The following is an 18,731-nucleotide window of genomic DNA, read 5'->3' on the forward strand; positions in this document are numbered from 1 at the left end:
ATATTGAATTTAAAAAGAGGGCTATTTAGCCCTCTTTTTTTTGTGCCAAAGGAAATAATCAGACTAAAGTCGCAGACAAAAATAACATGTTGACGAAGCTTAGATATAAAAAATCGGGGAATCCCCCGATTTTTACCATCCGAAAAACTCTTTATGATGTGTATTTAAAAGTAGAACCATTGGTAAAAAATAAATTGCACTCATATTAATACCAAGGATAACCAAGCTTCCGACGGTTACTCTTACTAGTGATTTGTTCAACATACCGTGCCTCATATACCCAGACTGTATGACTTTATTACTAGACCTAAGATCTCGCGTTTTACCAAAACAAACTAATCGTTCAAAAAACAATCAATCTGTTTATCTATAAGTGTAGCTTAGATAATTTTTAAAATTATACTTTAGTCTAGTTGTTGCAAATATGTGACAAATCGCTCGTTATTACGGATTAAACATGAGACGGCAATATTAAGAAATAAGTATCCATACCTATTGATGTTCACTCCATTCGGCCATTTCTCTGAACAACTATTTAGCGGCATTGGTAATATTTTGTTTCACTCAAAAATAAAGCCTTCTATTGGATAGAAGGCTTTATTTCATTGCGAAAGTTTTAACGTATTAAGCTTTCAAAGCTCGCTCACCACGAACAATACCAACAACACCAGATCGCGCTACCTCAACGACCTCTGTTACATCTGAAATAGTGCTAATAAAGGCATCGAGTTTATCACTGTCACCCGCCAATTGGATTGTGTACAAAGCGGGTGTGATATCAACTATCTGACCACGAAAGATATCCGCTGTACGCTTTACTTCTGTTCTCACTGTTCCGCTTGCCTTAACCTTAACCAACATTAGTTCTCTCTCAATGTGGTTATATTCGGTCACTTCTTGCACTTTTAAAACATCGATCAATTTGTTCAACTGTTTTTCTATCTGCTCAAGTACCATGTCATCACTGTCGGTAGTGATGTTTAGTCTCGATAATGTTTCGTCATCCGTTGGAGATACCGTTAACGATTCAATGTTATATCCGCGCTGAGAAAAAAGACCAACAACACGAGAAAGAGATCCGGCTTCATTTTCAAGTAGCAGTGAAATTATATGTCTCATTAGGTTCTCTCCGTTTTACTTAGCCACATTTTGTCCATACCTTCGCCTTTGATGTGCATTGGGTATACGTGCTCAGTTTCATCTATTGTGATGTCGACAAAAACCAACTTATCTTTCATATCTAAAGCACGCTTTAGCTCTGATTCCAATTCATCCGGAGAAGAAATACGAATACCAACATGTCCGTAAGCTTCAGCAATAGCAGCAAAATCTGGAACGGAATCCATATAAGAAGAAGAATGACGGCCTTGATAGATCATATCTTGCCACTGCTTAACCATGCCTAAAAATCGGTTATTTAGGTTGATGATCTTAACTGGAATGTCATATTGAAGAGCCGTCGACAACTCTTGAATATTCATTTGAATACTGCCATCACCCGTCACAATAACCACCTCTTCATCCGGCATAGCAAATTTAACGCCCATACCAGCGGGTAGTCCAAAGCCCATCGTGCCTAAACCACCAGAGTTTATCCAACGACGTGGCTTATCAAATGGATAGTAAAGTGCAGCAAACATCTGATGCTGACCCACATCTGACGCTACATAGGCTTCACCATTGGTTAACTTATATAACGTCTCAATCACTTCTTGAGGCTTTATTTTATCTGGCGACTTTTCATAACTCAAACAGCTACGAGCTTGCCATTGATTGATGTCACTCCACCAGCTATCAATAGCTTCTACGTCATTCGAACCATTCTGCTCATCCAGAAGTTTCAGCATCGCATCTAAAACGACATCAGCAGAACCAACGATTGGAACATCCGCCCTAATGATCTTAGAGATCGAAGAAGGGTCAATATCAATATGCATTACCTTAGCATTTGGGCAATATTTTTCTACATTGTTTGTCGTTCTGTCATCAAAACGAACACCCACACCGAAGATTAAGTCACAATTGTGCATCGCCATATTGGCTTCATAAAGCCCGTGCATACCCAACATACCCAACGCGTTTTTATGGGTTCCAGGAAAAGCACCTAGCCCCATTAATGTGCTTACCACTGGTAAATTCAGTCTTTCCGCTAATTGAATTAATTGCTCGTCACATTCAGATATTACTGCTCCACCACCTACATATAAAACGGGCTTTTTAGCTTCCAACAACGTTTTTAGGCCTTTTTTAATTTGCCCTTTGTGACCAGTCATTGTGGGATTATACGAGCGCATCTTGATTGATTCTGGATACTCATATGGGAACTTAAGCAGTGGATTTAACATATCCTTTGGGAGATCAACAACAACAGGTCCGGGACGACCAGTTGATGCTAAATAGAATGCTTTTTTTATTATCTCAGGGATTTTCTTTGGATCAGTCACTAAGAAGCTATGCTTTACGACGGGACGTGAAATTCCGATCATATCGCACTCTTGGAATGCATCATTACCAATAAGTGTGCCGGGTACTTGGCCAGAAAGTACGACGAGAGGTGCCGAGTCCATATAAGCGGTGCCGATACCTGTAATCGCATTGGTTGCTCCAGGACCAGAAGTAACAAGTACTACGCCGGTTTTACCTGTCGCACGCGCGTAACCATCAGCCATGTGCACAGCGGCTTGCTCATGACGTACAAGTACGTGTTCAATATCGCTTTTCTCGTGAAGTGCATCGTAGATGTCAAGAACTGAGCCACCAGGGTAGCCAAAGATGTGTTCAACGCCTTCGTCTAATAACGAACGAACAACCATATCCGCGCCGGATAACATTTCCATTGTTTTCTCTCCTTAATACGTCCAATTAGCTGCAGCTGATAAGCCCTAAGCTCGTGGTATCCTGGTGTGTGACCAATGACCTACTAATTGTCGTATTACATAGTTAGGGCTTATTCGTAGCCTAAAATATTGAACTTTAGTTGTTTAGAACCTCTAGGAGTTCGTAAAAGCTCACAATATATCCATGAATCAGTACAAGGCATACCCTCAATACTGAGTCCTTAATTTCAATCTTATCGTCGCTGAAATCAAGAGCAAACAGCAAAAAACGACCATCCGCTATTATTCTTCAATTTATCAGAGATTAACTCTAACATTAGAAACATTAGCAGCACATAAAGCAACCAACTAGGTTTTACTTCAATAAAAAAGCCCGCTGAATTTTTCGCTTCAACGGGCTTTAATCACAAAGTCATTATACTCATTAGCTTATTGAGCTATTTGTCATTTTTTTTCTTTGTTTTATCTGTATACATATCTTCAATTTCTTCTTCGTAACGCTCGTGAATCACCTTTCGACGTAATTTTTGCGTCGGTGTTAACTCACCTTTATCCATTGAAAATGCTTTGGGCAACAATGTAAATTTCTTAACTTGTTCGAATTTAGCCAGATCCTTTTGAAGTTCAGCGACTCTTTTCTCTAACATTTCCACAATATGGCTGTGTTTAAGCAGCTCCATTCTATCGTGATATTTAATGTTAAGTTCTTTGGCATATTCTTCGAGCGATTCAAAGCTCGGCACAATAAGCGCTGATACAAACTTTCGTGTATCGGCGATAACCGCGATTTGCTCTATGAAATGATCTTTACCAATAGCACCTTCTACCACTTGTGGCGCTATATATTTCCCGCCCGAGGTCTTCATTAGTTCTTTGATACGGTCGGTAATAAAAAGACAGCCGTTTTCATCAAATTCACCAGCATCACCTGTTTTCAAGAAGCCATTTTCATCAAATGTTGCTGCTGTCTCTTCTGGCATTTTGTAATAACCACGCATCACCATTGGACCACGAACAAGAATTTCACTATTTTCGCCAATCTTCACTTGTGCGCCAGGCATAGTGGTACCGATGGAATCTGGGTTAAATATCCCATCATCCCAACAAGAAACCGTTGCCGTTGTTTCTGTCATGCCATAACCGAGCTTAACGTTTATGCCAATTGCATGGAAGAAACGACCGATTGTTGCGTCCAATTTCGCTCCACCACAAGGCATAAAGTTAATGTTACCACCAAGCAATGCACGTAGCTTAGCGAGAACTAATTTGTCAGCCAGCTTAAAGCTCTTTTTAAGTATGAATGAAGGCTCTCTACCCTCTTGTTTACAAACCGCGATGCGTGCCCCCATGTTTACAGCCCAGGTAAAAATCATCTTACGATGCACAGGCGCTCGAGACACTTTTTCATGGATAGCGGCAAATATCTTCTCGTAGAAACGAGGAACGGCACACATTACAGTAGGACGAATATCAGCTAGTGCATCACGGACCTGCATTGTATCTTGCAGGTAGCAATTCGTTGCGCCTTTATAGAGTACGTAAAAGCTCCACGCACGCTCATAGACATGTGATAAAGGCAGAAAGCACAACGATACATCGTCTTCCGTCAATGTCATCTTGAGGTCATGACCTTCACACTGAGAGGCCATATTCGAATAATCTAACATGACACCTTTCGGCTGCCCTGTCGTTCCAGAGGTGTATATCAGAGTAAATAGATCTTCATAATTCGCTTCCTCTAATCGGAGATCTAAGGTTTTCTGGTATTCTTGTGAACCTCTCGCGATAAAATCATCCCATTTAATTGCATGTGGATTATCTTGTAGATCAACGTCATCACACATAACAACGATAAGCTCTAATTCATCGCAATCTTCAAAAATATTAACGGCTGCGTCATATTGTGGCTGTTCACCAACGAAAAGAATTTTCACGTCAGCATTTTGAAGAATAAATGCGGACTGATTTGCGGTATTCGTTGGGTAAATTGGAACCGTTACTGCTCTTACTTGTAACGAGCCGACATCGGCCATCGTCCAGCGAGGCATATTATTTGAGAAAATACCGACTTTGTCTTGAGCTTTCACCCCTTGCGCCAACAGTGCGAGAGACAACAAATCTAGTTGCTCACCAAAATGTTTCCAGCTGATGCCTTTCCATGCATTTGCAACTTTATGACGAAGCGCTACTCTGTCACCACCTTTTGCAACTTGCTCTCTGATACGTTTTACGAGATGAAAATCTAAATTGGCCATTTTATTTACCTTTGGCTTACACATGTAAGCTTAATCTGCCGACAAGTGTACATTTAGCATTGGAAAAGGCAACAAATGAAGGTCTTCTAGATACGGTAAATTGACAAATTTGTGTATCAAGCACTATCTGGATAAATTAATTGGTTTTGAAGTCAAACTCTTGTTGCTCTAGAGCTGAAAAAGCCCCTACAAGACTCTCTCTTATTGGGGCTTTTTTGTTCTTATTTTAGGCGAATTTAATTTGGTTTAGCGACCTCTTCACCACAAATGAGCATTAACTGATCACGCATCCAGATATGACCTCGGTCTTTCTCACTAGACTCATGCCAGCTTAAGAACCCACCGATTTTATTATTCTCAAGTGGGAAATCCATCACCTTTAAATCGAGTCTATCTGACAGGTTTTCTACTAACCAGCGAGGTGCAACTGTAATCAACTCTGATTGGCTCACAACATAAAGGACATTGCTAAGGCTTGTCCCCATATATGCAGCACTGCATTCGAGGCCTTTGTATGCTTGTTCTGAAAAACTACGCATGCCATTCAGTTTAGATAACTTAGCATGTTTTTCAGATAACAGTTCTTGCTCAGAGATAGCGTCACTAATTCTAGGATGCGAAGACGCAGCCACGACAACGAGTTCGTCATTAAATATTTCAGTACTCGAAAAGCCTTGCTCTTCAAAGCGTGCATAATCGATAACGAAATCAACTTCTTGAAAACGCATCTTTTCATTCAAGTTGGCATCAAATTCAGCGTCTAGGTGTAAGCGAATATTTGGTGCTTGCTCTCCAATACCTGTTAAGATATTCGGCGCAAATCGCACATCACTTGGGCTACATATCGCAAGCTTAAATAGTCGGCTTGAAGTTTGAGCAGCAAAAATAGAACTTGGCAGTTCATTACGAACTAATTGCAATGCTTGACGTACCGGCCCAAATAACTGACGAGCTCTTTGCGTTGGTTGAATACCTCTTCCATGTCGCATGAACAGTTCGTCGTTAAACATAACCTTAAGTCGGGCAACCGCATTACTTACTGCCGGTTGAGACATATTTAAATTATGCGCAGCTCGAGTAATGTTTTGCTCTTGCATAACAGCATCAAAAACAGTTAGAAGATTTAAGTCAACTCCTCTCAGCGTAGATTCCATTCTGTGGCTAGGTGCAACATTATTTGATTCGGATTTATTGTGCATTTATGTGCCTCATAAGTTTTTCTACGTTGCTTTAGTGAATATCGCTATTGCATGATTGTCACTGGGTTAGGAACCTAGAATGTAGTTAGTATGCTTGTCGTAACAACTGCCTGTTGTCCGAGTGATACAACTATCCGTCAATAGGTTAGGTTAATTCAATAACCTTTATAAATAATTACTTTATTTTATCTCATTATAAAATATATCTTTATTTTTTAAGTCGTTACATGAAAACCTAAAATTATATAAATAATCTAAAGTAATGTAATTGAGGAAAATCATTCGGCAAACGCATGAAAAAAGCAATAACGGTGGATGGGAAATTGGTCTGATGAATTAAACTGGATGAATTCTGCCTAACTCTGTATTAGAAAGTAATAGCATTTTGGCTTTTTTCGCCATGAGGATTGTTAAGAAATATCGTTCACCTATCTGCACACTAACTCATTGCTGGTCGTTTACTGCTGATAGTGGGTTTACTTCAAATAGCGGTGTAGCTAGGAAAATCGACCTGCTCCCACAGAAACTTTCTCAATTTGTCACTCGATTGCCAATTACCGGCAACTATCCAATCAACAATATACTTTGCTACGTCTGGGTATTTCACAATTTCAGCTTGACCAACATCTAGCCAATTTCTGACCGCAGTAGGATCCAGGTAATCCATAGAGTGTGCCAATCCGAGGTTTTCTAGCGTCGCCACATTGCTTTCTTGTTCAAATTGTCCCAAAAGCGGCTTTAAAAGCAGTTTTTTTCCTAACGATAATGCCTCTGAAGGAAGCTCAAAACCCCCGTTGGCTATCACACCCTGACAACGGTGCAACTCTTTTTGAAAGCCTGTATATGATGGTCTCCTGTACTCTATGTTTTCGATCATCTGCTCATTTTTGATATCTGGGTGGTAGCAAACAAAGGTTTTACCCGTAAAGCGCAACAAGAGATCGGTAATGTCATGAATACTTTCAAATGGAAGGTAGACAAGCACTTGACTGCCCGCTTCAACTTTATGGGCTTTGTCGGTATGAACAATCGGCGGCAGTATCGGTTGGTCAAAATGGTACCAATGCAACCCTATATGGATATCTGAAGGAGCAAAGTGTTGGATAAGTCTGTTGTCTAACCAATTATTGCCTTTTTTGGGCACTTCATACCTGAATGAATTTTGATGGCTCATTCCAATACAAGGCACGTTTTGTTTCTTCGCAGCCCAAGCACTAATAGGTTCAAAATCATTCAGCACTAAATCGTAACGAGAAAGATCCAGTGCATTGATCTCTTTTAAGAACTGCCAAGGAGAACAATTTAAGGCCGTTTTAACATAATTAACTCGCCCTTGCTCAGTAAGAAAACTAATCCCTTTCTTAGCGCGGTATTCACCAAACGCCTCCATAGAAAAATACTCTAATTTGTTTCGCCCAGAGAAGAAGAAGTCTACCGATACCTCTTTTTCTTTTAGTGCATATGCCATTGCCCGAGCTCGAGTAATATGGCCATTACCGGTACCTTGTACACCATACAAAATTTTCAAAACTGAACGCCTAACAAGTGAAACGCAAACGTTGTACAGCCAACCCCTAACGCAGCGCCAACAACGACATCTGTTAAAAAATGGACACCGAGTACAACACGAGAGGCGCCGACCAGTGTCGCCCAAATCAGTGCCATAAAATAAGAGTCAGGATAGAATTGTCCTAATAGCGTCGCCATGACAAAAGCCGCAGAAGTATGTCCTGAAGGCAAGCTGTATCTATCTGAAGGGGTAATAAAAGAATTTAATTGATTCGACAGCGCTTCTGGCCGTTTGCGACGGATACTATTTTTAACTAACCAGTAAATAGGCAGTTCTATCGCGAAAGCCAATAGACCTACACCAAGAAACAAATGGCCAGCCTCTTTATCTATGAGTAATGCTGACAGTCCAATCAATACGTATAGGTGACCATCACCTGTATGTGAAATAGCTTTACCCACTCGCGCAACATCGTGACTGAAACGATGCTGTAGAAAGAACAGAGAGATCGCTAGATCGAATCTAGCGATTGGCTCTATCGTTCGCATATTGTCGTCCTCACTGGTTACATTACATCAAATAATTTATTCGATCTAAATGACAACGAAGTGACGATTTATTATACAAACGATGACAATCTGATATTAATTGTGTTGCAGAGTTCTACGTTGATCAGGTTTATTGATAAGAGAATTGTTCGATAAGAAATGATTTGAACTGGCTGCAACGCTCCGGCATTGGTTTTCTTGGTCGATAGTACATGTTTATATCAAAAGTCGCGCAAAGGTAATTATCCAACACACTGATAAGATTCTGATTCTGGATATGTTCTTTTACAATCGACTCTGGTAGATAAGCAATGCCAGCGCCACGAAGGGAGAAATCCAGCAAAATCTCACTATTATCGCACTCTAAGGCATCTTTAATCGTTACGATAGTTGGCCGACCATCAAGCTCAAAACACCATCGATTACCTCCAAGTAACGTCCGAGCATACAAGCAACGATGGCTTTTTAGTTGCTCTGGATTATCCGGTGAGCCAAAACTTTGCAAATAGCTTGGTGATGCACATAAATAGAGTGGTTCGCTAAGCAAATGTCTTTTGACCAAAAGCGAGTCTACTTGTTGTTCTCCCAAATAACTCGCATTTGCTCGAAACGCAAAATCGATGTTTAGAGCATCAAAATCCCCTGCTTCAATAAACAATTTAAAATCTACTTTTGGGTGTAACTGCATATATCGAGATATAATATCAGTGAGGTATTGTTTAGCGAATAATGGGGTTGAGGAAATCCTGATTTCGCCTTGTAAGGTTTCTGCTAAATTTTGCACCTCTTCTATCGCTGTGTTTATGTCAGGTAAAAGACCATTAAATCGCTGGTAAAGTTTTTGACCAGCTTGCGTCGCAACCAATTGACGAGTACTTCGTTTTATTAATTCAACGCCTATAATCTCTTCTAACTCTTTCACCCACCGACTACCGGCTGCGGGCGATAATCCCTGTTCATATGAGGCTGCTTTAAATGACCCTGTCCTGATAACCGCACAGAAGAATACGATTTTATCTAAAATAGGTTGGCGACTATTCAGATGATGTTTAGACATGATGCCTCCAAAGGGAATCCCACATTACTTTATTAACCCTTTTTCCAAAGCGATCATTACGAGCCCTGCTGTGGAGGTAGCCCCAAGTTTTTTCTTTATTCTAAGCCGGTGGGTTTCTACCGTTCGAACACTGATATGTAACGTGTCAGCAATATCCTTGTTACCCGCCCCACTGACAATAGCCTGAAGAACATCGGCCTCCCTTTTTGACAGCGTTTCGTCTTTTTCTTTCGGCTCTTCATTAAACTGTTCTAATAGTTTATCGGATGCTTGCGAGCTTAGGTATGAATGACCATTTGCCACCTGATTGATTGCCATCACTAACTCATCAGAGCCTACATCCTTTAACACGTATCCTTTCGCACCCGCCTTTACTGAACGAATTACATAGTCTTTAGAATCATGCATAGACAGCATAATCACCGCCGTTTGAGCACCTGCTTTTTTAAGCCTTTCTAAAACCTCTATACCATTTAACTTCGGCATATTTATATCAAGTAGCAATACGTCGGGTTTAAGTTCTTGCGTTACTTTTAGAGCATCTTCACCCGTTCCAACACAGGCCAAAATAACAAGGTTACCTTCTCTATCTAATCGAGATTTCAGTCCATCTTGCATCAAACGGTGATCGTCGGCTAGTACGAGGCTAATCATATAAACTCCATCTTAAGCATCACACGAATTTCCGTTCCTTCCTCGAGATTACTGGTGACTCTAAACTCTCCACCAATCGCTTGAATTCGTTCTTTCATATTCTGTAATCCCATACTGTCTTGGCGTAAAAACTGTTGCCTTTTATCCGTTGAAACACTAAAGCCTTTTCCATCATCACTCACTGTCAGAAGTAATTTTTTGCCTTCTCTTTGCAATATAACATCGACACCTTTTGCCTGCGCATGCTTCTCAACATTGTGCAACGCTTCTTGAACAACACGATAAAGTGTCGTTTCTACTTCAGGCACCATCTTTATTCCATCAATATCATGTTCGAAAATGAGCTCTAATTCTGTGCGACTACGCAAATCATTGATATAAGAATCTATTCCCGCAACCAACCCCAAATCATCCAGTTGAGGCGGTCGGAGATCTCTTGATATTCTACGCAGCTCTACTATTGCCTGTTCCATGGCTTGCTTACTTGCTTGCAACTCACCCTCTTTAAGGGCCTCATCAGGCTCTTTTTGCAGGTTTTCTAAGCGATATTTAGCTGCCACGAGTAATTGATTTACACCATCATGTAACTCTCTGGAAACTCTTTTTCTCTCATTTTCTTGCGATTCAATAATCTGTTGATTGAGTAAACTCATTTGCTCATTTGCTAATTTACGCACATTTAAGTTTAACGATGCTCCCAAACCAGCAACCAACGATACAGCAATAAATACAACAACAAACAATGCTGCCGAACTTTTGCTTACATTCATATCAAAGCCATTCTGCATGTGTGATATTTGATTTTCCACATCATCTAAATAAACACCGGTTCCAACCATCCATCGCCATTTATCAAGAGAAACGGCGTAACTAAGCTTGGGTAAAGGTTCTTGTTTCGAAGGTTTGTGCCAAAAGTAATCGACAAAACCGCCTCCATGCCTAGCGACATAGATAAGCTCTTGAAGTAGTTTTTTGCCCTTAAAATCTTCGACATCCCACCAGTTTTTTCCGACTCGATCTTTCTGGTGCGGTAGAACTAATGCTATGCCATCCCAGTCATACACAAAGAAGTACCCATCACTCCCATATGTGAGCTGACTCAATTTTTCAGAAACTATTTGCTTCGCAGTTTGCTCATCAAGCGTTGAATCTAAGTAATAAGGTTCAATGCTTTTTATCGCCAGTTCAACGTACTGTTTAAGTTCTTGTTTTTTTGAAGTCACAATATTACTTCGTGTAAGTTTGACCTCATCTTCGACAAGGGTTTTTGCCTGACTAAACAATAAGCTAGCAACAATCGCCACGACCATAATTAATGGCAAAACTGAGAGCAAAATTATATTTATCGACAGTTTTCTACTGTTAACAAACTCCATTACATCACCTTATATGGATTAACAATATGTACGTAGTTTTACTGTATTTTTTTTCTGGCTACGTAATTTCACTGATAAGAATTGCGCAATTCCCCCAATATCCGACAGTTTCAATCCAACCTAAACTAACCACAAATGTAACATCAATTTAACAATTTTAACTATTAGATGTTCACATTTTGACTTAACAAGGAATTTGTCCCCTACAAGGAGAACAGAATGAACATGAATAAAATTGCTCTTGCGACCACTATTGCTATTGCAACAACTGGTTTTACTATGAGCGCTAACGCGGCAAGCAAAATATTGCTGAAAACCCCTGTCGCTTTCGGTACTCATCTACCGGCTCTAGGCACCCCCATAAAGTGGTACGCCGACCGCATTACTGCCATGTCTGGTGGCACAATAAAAATGAAAATTTATGAACCAGGTAAGCTGGTCAACCCAGCGGAAATACTAGACGCTGTTTCTACTGGTAAAGTAAATTCAGGTTATGCGACAGCGGGTTATTGGCAAGGCAAACTCCCAGCTTCTGCACTCTTTTCTGCGGTACCTTTTGGCCCAGAAGCTGGCGAATATATGGCTTGGTTATATTTTGGTAACGGACTAAAACTGTATCAAGAAATGTATGATCAGGGTGGCTACAATGTGAAAGTGCTCCCATGCGCCATCATTTCTCCTGAAACATCAGGCTGGTTTAAGAAGCCAATTGAAAAACCAGAAGATCTGAAAGGTTTGAACATGCGTTTCTTCGGTCTTGGTGCTTCCGTAATGGAAAAACTGGGAGTAGGTACGGTTCAACTGCCTGGTGGTGAGATATTTGGTGCACTTGAAAAAGGCGCCATTGATGCTTCTGAATTTTCTCAACCCGCAATTGATCAACGCTTAGGTTTCCACAAAATAGTTAAATACAACTACTTCCCTGGATGGCATCAACAGTCCACTGTTTTTGAACTACTCATTAACAAAGATACTTGGGCAAAAATGGACGAGTCTCAGCAAACTGCGGTTGAAACTACCTGTATGGCTACCATGACGTATTCCATAGCGGAAGGTGAAGCCATACAGTTCGATGCGATGAAGAAAGCCAAAGAAAATGGTGTTGAAATTCGTTACTGGAATGACGAAATGCTCAGCCTATTCGAATCCACTTGGCTAGAAGTTGTCGACGAAAAAACCAGTGCTGATCCATTCTTTAACAAGGTATGGCAAGACCTGAGTGAGTTCAGAGAAGGCTATGCACTTTGGGAAGCCAATGCGTTCCTGCCGCGTGCAACACGTAAGTAATATTTCAAACCCCTAAATGCCAGCCTAAGGCTGGCGCTTTTCTAAGGAGGAGCCCATGAGTAAGGTTGTATCGTCGCCGCCCTCTGTTCCCATTTATCTGCACATAGAAAATGGCATCAATGCGATAAGCAAGTTTGTCGCTTGGACCAACTTAATTCTTGTGCTGGTTATTATTGTTCAAGTCGTTTTGAGAAAGGTGTTCTCTAGCGGCCTAATCCAGCTAGAAGAACTGCAATGGCATCTATATGCGACCGCAGTAATGTTTGGTACCGCATACGCGCAAGTTAGTAATCTTCATGTTCGCGTTGACCTTTTTTACCACAAGTTTAGCGAAAAGAAGAAAGCATTGGTCGACATGCTTGGTTTGACCATATTTGCCATCCCGTTCGTCATCATTGTTATTTTACACTCTTACGATTTCGCCTACGAATCATGGAGAGTCAATGAGAGCTCTTCCTCGCCGTCAGGTTTGCCATATCGTTGGTTAATTAAAAGCGTTATTCCTGTCAGCTTTACACTTCTTTTACTCTCAATAATCGCAAGAATTTTACGAAATATTGAAACATTAGCTAAAGGGGCACAACATGGAAGCGAATGAGTGGATTGTAATCGCCATGTTTGGCTCGTTTATTGTTCTTCTTTTTACGGGTATTCCTGTCGCCTATGTATTGGGAGGCATTGGCGTTATTTTTGCTGCTGTAGGGTATTTTGCTGATATTTATTTGGATACTTTTACAGGGCTCGATTACACAAGTTTAGGTCTTGTAGTTAATCGTATTTATAAGATCATGGACAACTGGATTTTGGTTGCACTCCCTATGTTTATCTTTATGGGAAACATGTTAGATAAATCTGGAATAGCTGAAAAACTGATGTCGTCCATGCAAAAGCTATTTGGAAAGGTACATGGTGGTTTAGCGATTACGGTGATGGCAATTGGTATTATTTTGGCCGCTTCCACTGGCATCATTGGTGCCTCTGTCGTTTTGCTTGCCGTTATGTCTTTGCCTACCATGATGCGTCAGGGTTATCACTTACCCTTAGCGCTAGGTACCATCGCTTCCGCTGGTACATTAGGGATACTTCTCCCTCCTTCTATCATGTTAGTGATTATGGCTGATCAACTTGGATTATCTGTTGGTGACCTTTTCATGGGCGCTATTTTCCCTGGCCTATTACTAGGTGCAATGTACATCATTTATATCTTAGTCGTCGGCAAGCTTAACCCTGAAAAAGCCCCGGTACCTCATGATGTTGAACCTGTGGACTGGAGCATTATTTTTCAAGTATTTAAAGACATTACTCCAACCATTATCTTGATATTTATTGTTCTTGGATCAATCTTCGCAGGGATAGCCACCCCAACTGAAGCCTCAGGTATTGGCGCCATGGGAGCAACATTGTTGGCCGCCTATAATAGAAGACTGAGCTTAAAAGTAATGAAAGAAGTTTTGCTCTCTTCCTTCGGAACAACCGCTTATATTTTCATGATTTTTCTTGGTGCCTCTTGTTTTGCCTTAGTATTAAGAGAATTGGGTGGTGACGAACTAATAGAGTCATTCTTAAGCGGCTTACCCTTTGGACCTTATGGCATTATTGCTTTCATTCTATTCATTGTTTTCTTGCTTGGTTTCTTTTTAGATTGGATTGAAATCACCTTGATTGCGCTACCGCTTTTAGCCCCTGTAATTTCAAATCTGGGTATTGAGCTCGATGGTCATGGCGTTGTGGATAATCCAAGCCTTGTATGGTTTGTCATGTTAGTTGCAATGGCCTTACAAACAAGCTTCTTAACACCACCAGTAGGGTTTGCTCTGTTTTATTTAAAGGGCGTTTGTCCAGAAGGTGTCGAACTCAAAGATATCTACAAAGGTGTGATGCCATTCATCTTTATTCAGATTCTGGCTCTGGTTTGTCTTGTGATTTGGCCTCAGTTGGTACTTTGGCTTCCAAGTGTCGCTTATGGCTAATAGGTGACAACAGATAGTTAAGCGGGCAACTGGTTATAGACAGTGGGCAAAGACCTCCCCTATAGTCTACTTATTATATCCAGTTGCCCCTTTTTTCGTCACAATTTTCGCCGTAGCAGTATAATTGCGAGCGCTAAAAACAGAAGACTCGGCGCCACAGCACCGACAATTGGCGGGATTTGATACACCAAGCTAAGCGGCCCAAAAAATTCACTGGAAATGTAGAACGTAAACCCGGCGATAATACCAGAAATAATCCTCGCCCCCATCGTGACAGTCCTCAGCGGACCAAACACAAATGAGAGGGCCATTAACATCATAACGGCAATAGACAGCGGTTGAGTCATTTTTCGCCAAAATGCCAACTCATACCTAGCAGCATCCTGCTCTGAAGCTTTGAGATAATTAACGTAATCATAAATACCAGACAAAGAAAGCTCTTCTGGTTTCACCGTTACCACATCCAATTTGTCTGGCTCTATCGTCGACTTCCAGTCATAAGTTTTAAGATCCTTTTTAGATAATTGGATATTATCCTTTAGATAAGTAAGTTGGACGTTTTTCATCTGCCAAATATTATTGCCAATATAATCGGCACTATTGGCATAGATAATGGTATTGAGGTCTTTGTCCTTATCAAACTGCCAAACCGTTAATGCTTTTAGCGATTTATCATCAATGCGCCCAATATAGATATAATTATCTGCATCTTTTGCCCACACGCCACTTCTTACCGAAACAATCGTACCGCCAGAAATGGAGAATGCTCGTAATTCACGCGCCATTTTAATCGTCTGAGGAGAACCCCATTCTCCTAACGCCATCACCATAATCATTAATGGTATTGCCGTTTTTAACACAGATAAGCCAACATCTAACTTAGAAAAACCAGAGGCTTGCATTACCGTTAACTCAGAGCTAGACGCCAGCATACCAAGAGCAATCAATGCCCCAAGTAGTGTCGCCATAGGAAAAAACATCTCGATATCTCTAGGCATACCGAGTAGCACAAAATAAAGCGCTTGAACAAGATCATAGCTACCTCGGCCAACCTTTCTAAGTTGCTCAACATACTTAATAATGCCGGACAACCCAACTAAAGTGGATAACGTTAGAAAGGTTGTCGCAATGATGGTTCTACCAATGTAGAGATCGAATATCTTAAACACGTTTAGCCAACCTTCTCTGCTTAAAATTATCGATAAATCGTCTTACAGGGACGCTATCCATATAGTTGAGGATTAAACCCGCAAAAAGCAGCGAGAGATTCACAGGCCACATCCCGATAAGAACAGGAAGCCCACCACCTTCTATACCTGACTTACTGGCGCTAAGCGCAAGAAAATAGGTCATATAGATAAGAATCGCTGGCCCCATTTTGGCAAAGCGGCCTTGTCGTGGGTTAACCGCTGACAACGGTATAACGATGAGGGTCAATAACGGTATACAGACTATTAAAGATAGTCGCCATTGCAATTCTGCTTGCGCTTTTTTGTCTGGGTTATTGATCAGTGTTAGCGTCGGTAAATCATCCCAGTCACGCCCTTTTTTGGTGACTTCCCTTTGACCAATCAACGCCTCATATTCTTCATAATCAGTTATCATGTAGTCAAGACGTCTTGGCAAACCTTCATAACGTGAGCCATCGTATAACGAAAGGATTTGTCTCCCATCTTCAAGCTCTTTTGCTAGACCAGATTCTGCGATCATGACACTGGGAAGAAGAGAGTCTTTGGGAATAATCTGGGCAACGAATACGTTACTCAATTTTTTATCTTTAAGATCGCCAATAAATACGACGGCGGAACCATCTGGAGTTCGTTGAAACTGCCCTTTTTGAAGCAGGTCAACGCTATTATCAGCAGATAATTGCTCCATGGTCTCTACACGTTTATCTAAAGCCCACGGTGTTAACCAAAGTGTATTTAACCCAGCTAATATCGACGTAATTAATGCCAAATAAAGTGCAGCTTGAATGAGAAATTTATTACCCATTCCGGTAGCATTCATTACAGTAATCTCACTTTCGGCATATAAACGGCCAAAAGTGATTAATATGCCAACAAATATACTTAACGGCAGAATCATTGCTGCCATCGCAGGCATGTTTAAGCCTACCAAAGTCAAAATCAGACTAGCAGGGATATCACCATCTGATGCCTGAGCCAGAATACTGATAAACTTCTGACTAAGAAACACCAAGAATAGTACGAAAAAGATCGCAATTTGACTTTTGATTGTCTCGCGGATCAAATATCTGACAATAATCACGTTAAAAGACCCTATAGAAAACTTGTTTTTTTACTCTAATCACTATAATTTCTCGATGAACCTTTTATTTTATCAAATTATGACTCAATGTTGATTGAACAACTTTTGTTTATTTTAGTTCAATTTGGAACAAAGTAGACGGCGATTATCTAACATTTAGTTCTGTTTGTCTTTAACTAGTAGGAGTTTACATGGAGTTCAGTGTAAAAAGTGGCAGCCCCGAGAAACAACGTAGTGCTTGTATCGTTGTGGGCGTATTCGAACCTCGCCGACTTTCCCCAGTGGCTGAACAGCTTGATAAGATCAGTGATGGTTATATCAGCTCTCTACTTCGTCGTGGAGATCTAGAAGGTAAGCCAGGCCAAATGCTACTTCTGCATCACGTTCCAGGCGTGTTGTCTGAACGAGTACTTCTTGTCGGCTGTGGTAAAGAACGCGAGTTAGGCGAGCGTCAATACAAAGAAATTATTCAAAAAACCATCAGTACCTTAAACGAAACTGGGTCTATGGAAGCAGTATGTTTCCTTACCGAGCTACACGTTAAAGGACGAGATACATACTGGAAAGTACGTCAAGCTGTTGAATCAACAAAAGACGGTCTGTACATTTTTGACCAATTTAAGAGCAACAAACCAGAAACACGCCGTCCACTGCGTAAACTTGTGTTTAACGTACCGACTCGACGTGAATTAAATCTAGGTGAAAAGGCCATTACCCACGGCTTAGCAATTTCGTCGGGTGTTAAAGCCTCTAAAGATCTTGGCAATATGCCACCTAACGTAGCTAACCCTGCTTATTTGGCATCACAAGCTCGCCGTTTAGGTGACGACTACCAATCCATCACATCAAAAATAATTGGTGAAGAAGAAATGGCGAAACTAGGTATGACATCATACTTAGCCGTTGGTCGAGGCTCTAGCAATGAATCAATGATGTCAGTAATGGAATACAAAGGTCATCCAGACTCCGATGCAAAACCTATTGTCTTAATTGGCAAAGGACTAACGTTTGATTCTGGTGGTATCTCTCTCAAACCTGGCGAAGCTATGGACGAGATGAAATATGACATGTGTGGTGCGGCTTCTGTTTTTGGTACGATGAAGGCGCTTGCTAAACTCGCATTACCGATCAATGTTGTTGCTGTTCTTGCTGGTTGTGAAAACATGCCAGGCAGCAATGCCTATCGCCCAGGTGATATCTTAACCACGATGTCTGGCCAAACCGTTGAAGTACTAAATACAGATGCTGAAGGTCGTTTGGTGCTTTGTGACGCGCTAACCTATGTTGAACGTTTTGACCCTGAGTGTGTTATTGATGTGGCAACGTTAACGGGTGCATGTGTTATGGCACTTGGTCACCATATCAGTGGCTTAGTTTCAAATCACAATCCACTTGCACATGAATTAGTTAATGCCTCTGAACAGGCTGGTGACAGAGCATGGCGTATGCCAATGGCGGACGAGTATCAGGAACAATTGGAGAGTCCGTTTGCAGATATGCAGAATATTGGTGGACGACCTGCTGGTACTATTACCGCTGGTTGCTTCTTGTCTCGCTATGCGAAAAAGTACAACTGGGCGCACCTCGATATAGCCGGGACTGCTTGGAAGTCAGGCAAAGCCAAAGGCTCTACGGGCAGACCCGTTTCACTCCTTGTCCAATTTCTACTTAACCGTAGCGGCCAAGAGGTTGAAGAGTAGATATTCAATCTAAGTAAAAGGGCCGAAAGGCCCTTTTCTTTTGTCGTGATACCTAAGTAATCTTGCA

Annotated in this window: 15 protein-coding genes; 4 read left to right on the forward strand and 11 right to left on the reverse strand. The window is 41.1% G+C overall.

Going from position 1 to position 18,731, the window contains the following annotated elements; genetic code table 11:
• Positions 1–624 precede the first annotated feature (624 nt).
• The 9 genes from ilvN to IUZ65_RS14645 form a co-directional block, all read right to left on the reverse strand.
• On the reverse strand, positions 625–1,119 hold the full coding sequence (ilvN, locus tag IUZ65_RS14605; protein ID WP_195704408.1) for an acetolactate synthase small subunit: 495 nt from the start codon (positions 1,117–1,119) through the stop codon (positions 625–627).
• Positions 1,119–2,837 carry an acetolactate synthase 3 large subunit gene (locus tag IUZ65_RS14610; RefSeq protein WP_195704409.1) on the reverse strand — a complete coding sequence of 573 codons (1,719 nt, stop codon included), beginning with the start codon at positions 2,835–2,837 and terminating at the stop codon, positions 1,119–1,121. The genes ilvN and IUZ65_RS14610 overlap by 1 nt, the downstream gene beginning before the upstream one ends.
• Before the next feature lie 437 nt (positions 2,838–3,274).
• Entirely contained in the window at positions 3,275–5,092 is a 1,818-nt protein-coding gene (locus IUZ65_RS14615; RefSeq protein WP_195704410.1) for an AMP-dependent synthetase/ligase, read from the reverse strand.
• A gap of 236 nt (positions 5,093–5,328) precedes the next feature.
• A complete protein-coding gene (gene leuO, locus IUZ65_RS14620; protein ID WP_195704411.1) occupies positions 5,329–6,291 on the reverse strand; it encodes a transcriptional regulator LeuO in 963 nt (320 codons plus the stop codon).
• Between the two features lie 481 nt (positions 6,292–6,772).
• A complete protein-coding gene (locus tag IUZ65_RS14625; protein WP_195704412.1) occupies positions 6,773–7,819 on the reverse strand; it encodes an MJ1255/VC2487 family glycosyltransferase in 1,047 nt (348 codons plus the stop codon).
• A complete protein-coding gene (locus tag IUZ65_RS14630; RefSeq protein ID WP_195704413.1) occupies positions 7,816–8,349 on the reverse strand; it encodes a phosphatase PAP2 family protein in 534 nt (177 codons plus the stop codon). The genes IUZ65_RS14625 and IUZ65_RS14630 overlap by 4 nt, the downstream gene beginning before the upstream one ends.
• A 130-nt stretch (positions 8,350–8,479) precedes the next feature.
• A complete protein-coding gene (locus IUZ65_RS14635; RefSeq protein ID WP_195704414.1) occupies positions 8,480–9,406 on the reverse strand; it encodes a LysR family transcriptional regulator in 927 nt (308 codons plus the stop codon).
• Positions 9,407–9,430: 24 nt separating this feature from the next.
• A complete protein-coding gene (locus IUZ65_RS14640) occupies positions 9,431–10,060 on the reverse strand; it encodes a response regulator transcription factor (RefSeq protein ID WP_195704415.1) in 630 nt (209 codons plus the stop codon).
• A complete protein-coding gene (locus IUZ65_RS14645) occupies positions 10,057–11,436 on the reverse strand; it encodes a cache domain-containing protein (RefSeq protein WP_195704416.1) in 1,380 nt (459 codons plus the stop codon). The genes IUZ65_RS14640 and IUZ65_RS14645 overlap by 4 nt, the downstream gene beginning before the upstream one ends.
• 219 nt (positions 11,437–11,655) lie before the next feature.
• Between IUZ65_RS14645 and IUZ65_RS14650 the strand changes: the two genes are divergently transcribed.
• The 3 genes from IUZ65_RS14650 to IUZ65_RS14660 are packed head-to-tail and all read left to right on the forward strand — an operon-like array spanning position 11,656 to position 14,693.
• Positions 11,656–12,723, forward strand: a complete 1,068-nt coding sequence (locus IUZ65_RS14650) for a TRAP transporter substrate-binding protein (protein ID WP_195704417.1) — start codon at positions 11,656–11,658, stop codon at positions 12,721–12,723.
• Between the two features lie 55 nt (positions 12,724–12,778).
• On the forward strand, positions 12,779–13,321 hold the full coding sequence (locus IUZ65_RS14655) for a TRAP transporter small permease subunit (RefSeq protein ID WP_195704418.1): 543 nt from the start codon (positions 12,779–12,781) through the stop codon (positions 13,319–13,321).
• Complete coding sequence (locus tag IUZ65_RS14660) at positions 13,308–14,693, forward strand: TRAP transporter large permease (RefSeq protein ID WP_195704419.1); 1,386 nt, start codon at positions 13,308–13,310, stop codon at positions 14,691–14,693. Before IUZ65_RS14655 ends, IUZ65_RS14660 begins: the two co-directional genes overlap by 14 nt.
• Positions 14,694–14,791: 98 nt before the next feature.
• On the opposite strand, the gene lptG is transcribed toward IUZ65_RS14660, so the two are convergent.
• Complete coding sequence (gene lptG, locus IUZ65_RS14665; RefSeq protein WP_195704420.1) at positions 14,792–15,862, reverse strand: LPS export ABC transporter permease LptG; 1,071 nt, start codon at positions 15,860–15,862, stop codon at positions 14,792–14,794.
• Positions 15,855–16,964: an LPS export ABC transporter permease LptF gene (lptF, locus tag IUZ65_RS14670; RefSeq protein ID WP_195704421.1), complete on the reverse strand. Its 1,110-nt coding sequence runs from the start codon at positions 16,962–16,964 to the stop codon at positions 15,855–15,857. The genes lptG and lptF overlap by 8 nt, the downstream gene beginning before the upstream one ends.
• A gap of 191 nt (positions 16,965–17,155) precedes the next feature.
• On the opposite strand from lptF, the gene pepA reads away from it, so the two are divergent.
• Positions 17,156–18,664, forward strand: coding sequence for a leucyl aminopeptidase (gene pepA, locus IUZ65_RS14675; RefSeq protein ID WP_195704422.1), 1,509 nt, complete (start codon positions 17,156–17,158; stop codon positions 18,662–18,664).
• Positions 18,665–18,731 lie beyond the last annotated feature (67 nt).

Origin of the sequence: Vibrio sp. VB16 (assembly GCF_015594925.2) — a bacterium.
GTDB lineage: Bacteria > Pseudomonadota > Gammaproteobacteria > Enterobacterales > Vibrionaceae > Vibrio.

Excerpts from the sequence above, each read along its gene's own strand:
- leuO (WP_195704411.1), bottom strand. The coding sequence starts at position 6,291 with ATGCACAATAAATCCGAATCAAATAATGTTGCACCTAGCCACAGAATG.
- pepA (WP_195704422.1), top strand. The coding sequence starts at position 17,156 with ATGGAGTTCAGTGTAAAAAGTGGCAGCCCCGAGAAACAACGTAGTGCT.
- IUZ65_RS14610 (WP_195704409.1), bottom strand. The coding sequence starts at position 2,837 with ATGGAAATGTTATCCGGCGCGGATATGGTTGTTCGTTCGTTATTAGAC.
- IUZ65_RS14655 (WP_195704418.1), top strand. The coding sequence starts at position 12,779 with ATGAGTAAGGTTGTATCGTCGCCGCCCTCTGTTCCCATTTATCTGCAC.
- IUZ65_RS14635 (WP_195704414.1), bottom strand. The coding sequence starts at position 9,406 with ATGTCTAAACATCATCTGAATAGTCGCCAACCTATTTTAGATAAAATC.
- IUZ65_RS14660 (WP_195704419.1), top strand. The coding sequence starts at position 13,308 with ATGGAAGCGAATGAGTGGATTGTAATCGCCATGTTTGGCTCGTTTATT.
- IUZ65_RS14650 (WP_195704417.1), top strand. The coding sequence starts at position 11,656 with ATGAACATGAATAAAATTGCTCTTGCGACCACTATTGCTATTGCAACA.
- IUZ65_RS14645 (WP_195704416.1), bottom strand. The coding sequence starts at position 11,436 with ATGGAGTTTGTTAACAGTAGAAAACTGTCGATAAATATAATTTTGCTC.
- IUZ65_RS14640 (WP_195704415.1), bottom strand. The coding sequence starts at position 10,060 with ATGATTAGCCTCGTACTAGCCGACGATCACCGTTTGATGCAAGATGGA.
- IUZ65_RS14615 (WP_195704410.1), bottom strand. The coding sequence starts at position 5,092 with ATGGCCAATTTAGATTTTCATCTCGTAAAACGTATCAGAGAGCAAGTT.
- IUZ65_RS14630 (WP_195704413.1), bottom strand. The coding sequence starts at position 8,349 with ATGCGAACGATAGAGCCAATCGCTAGATTCGATCTAGCGATCTCTCTG.
- ilvN (WP_195704408.1), bottom strand. The coding sequence starts at position 1,119 with ATGAGACATATAATTTCACTGCTACTTGAAAATGAAGCCGGATCTCTT.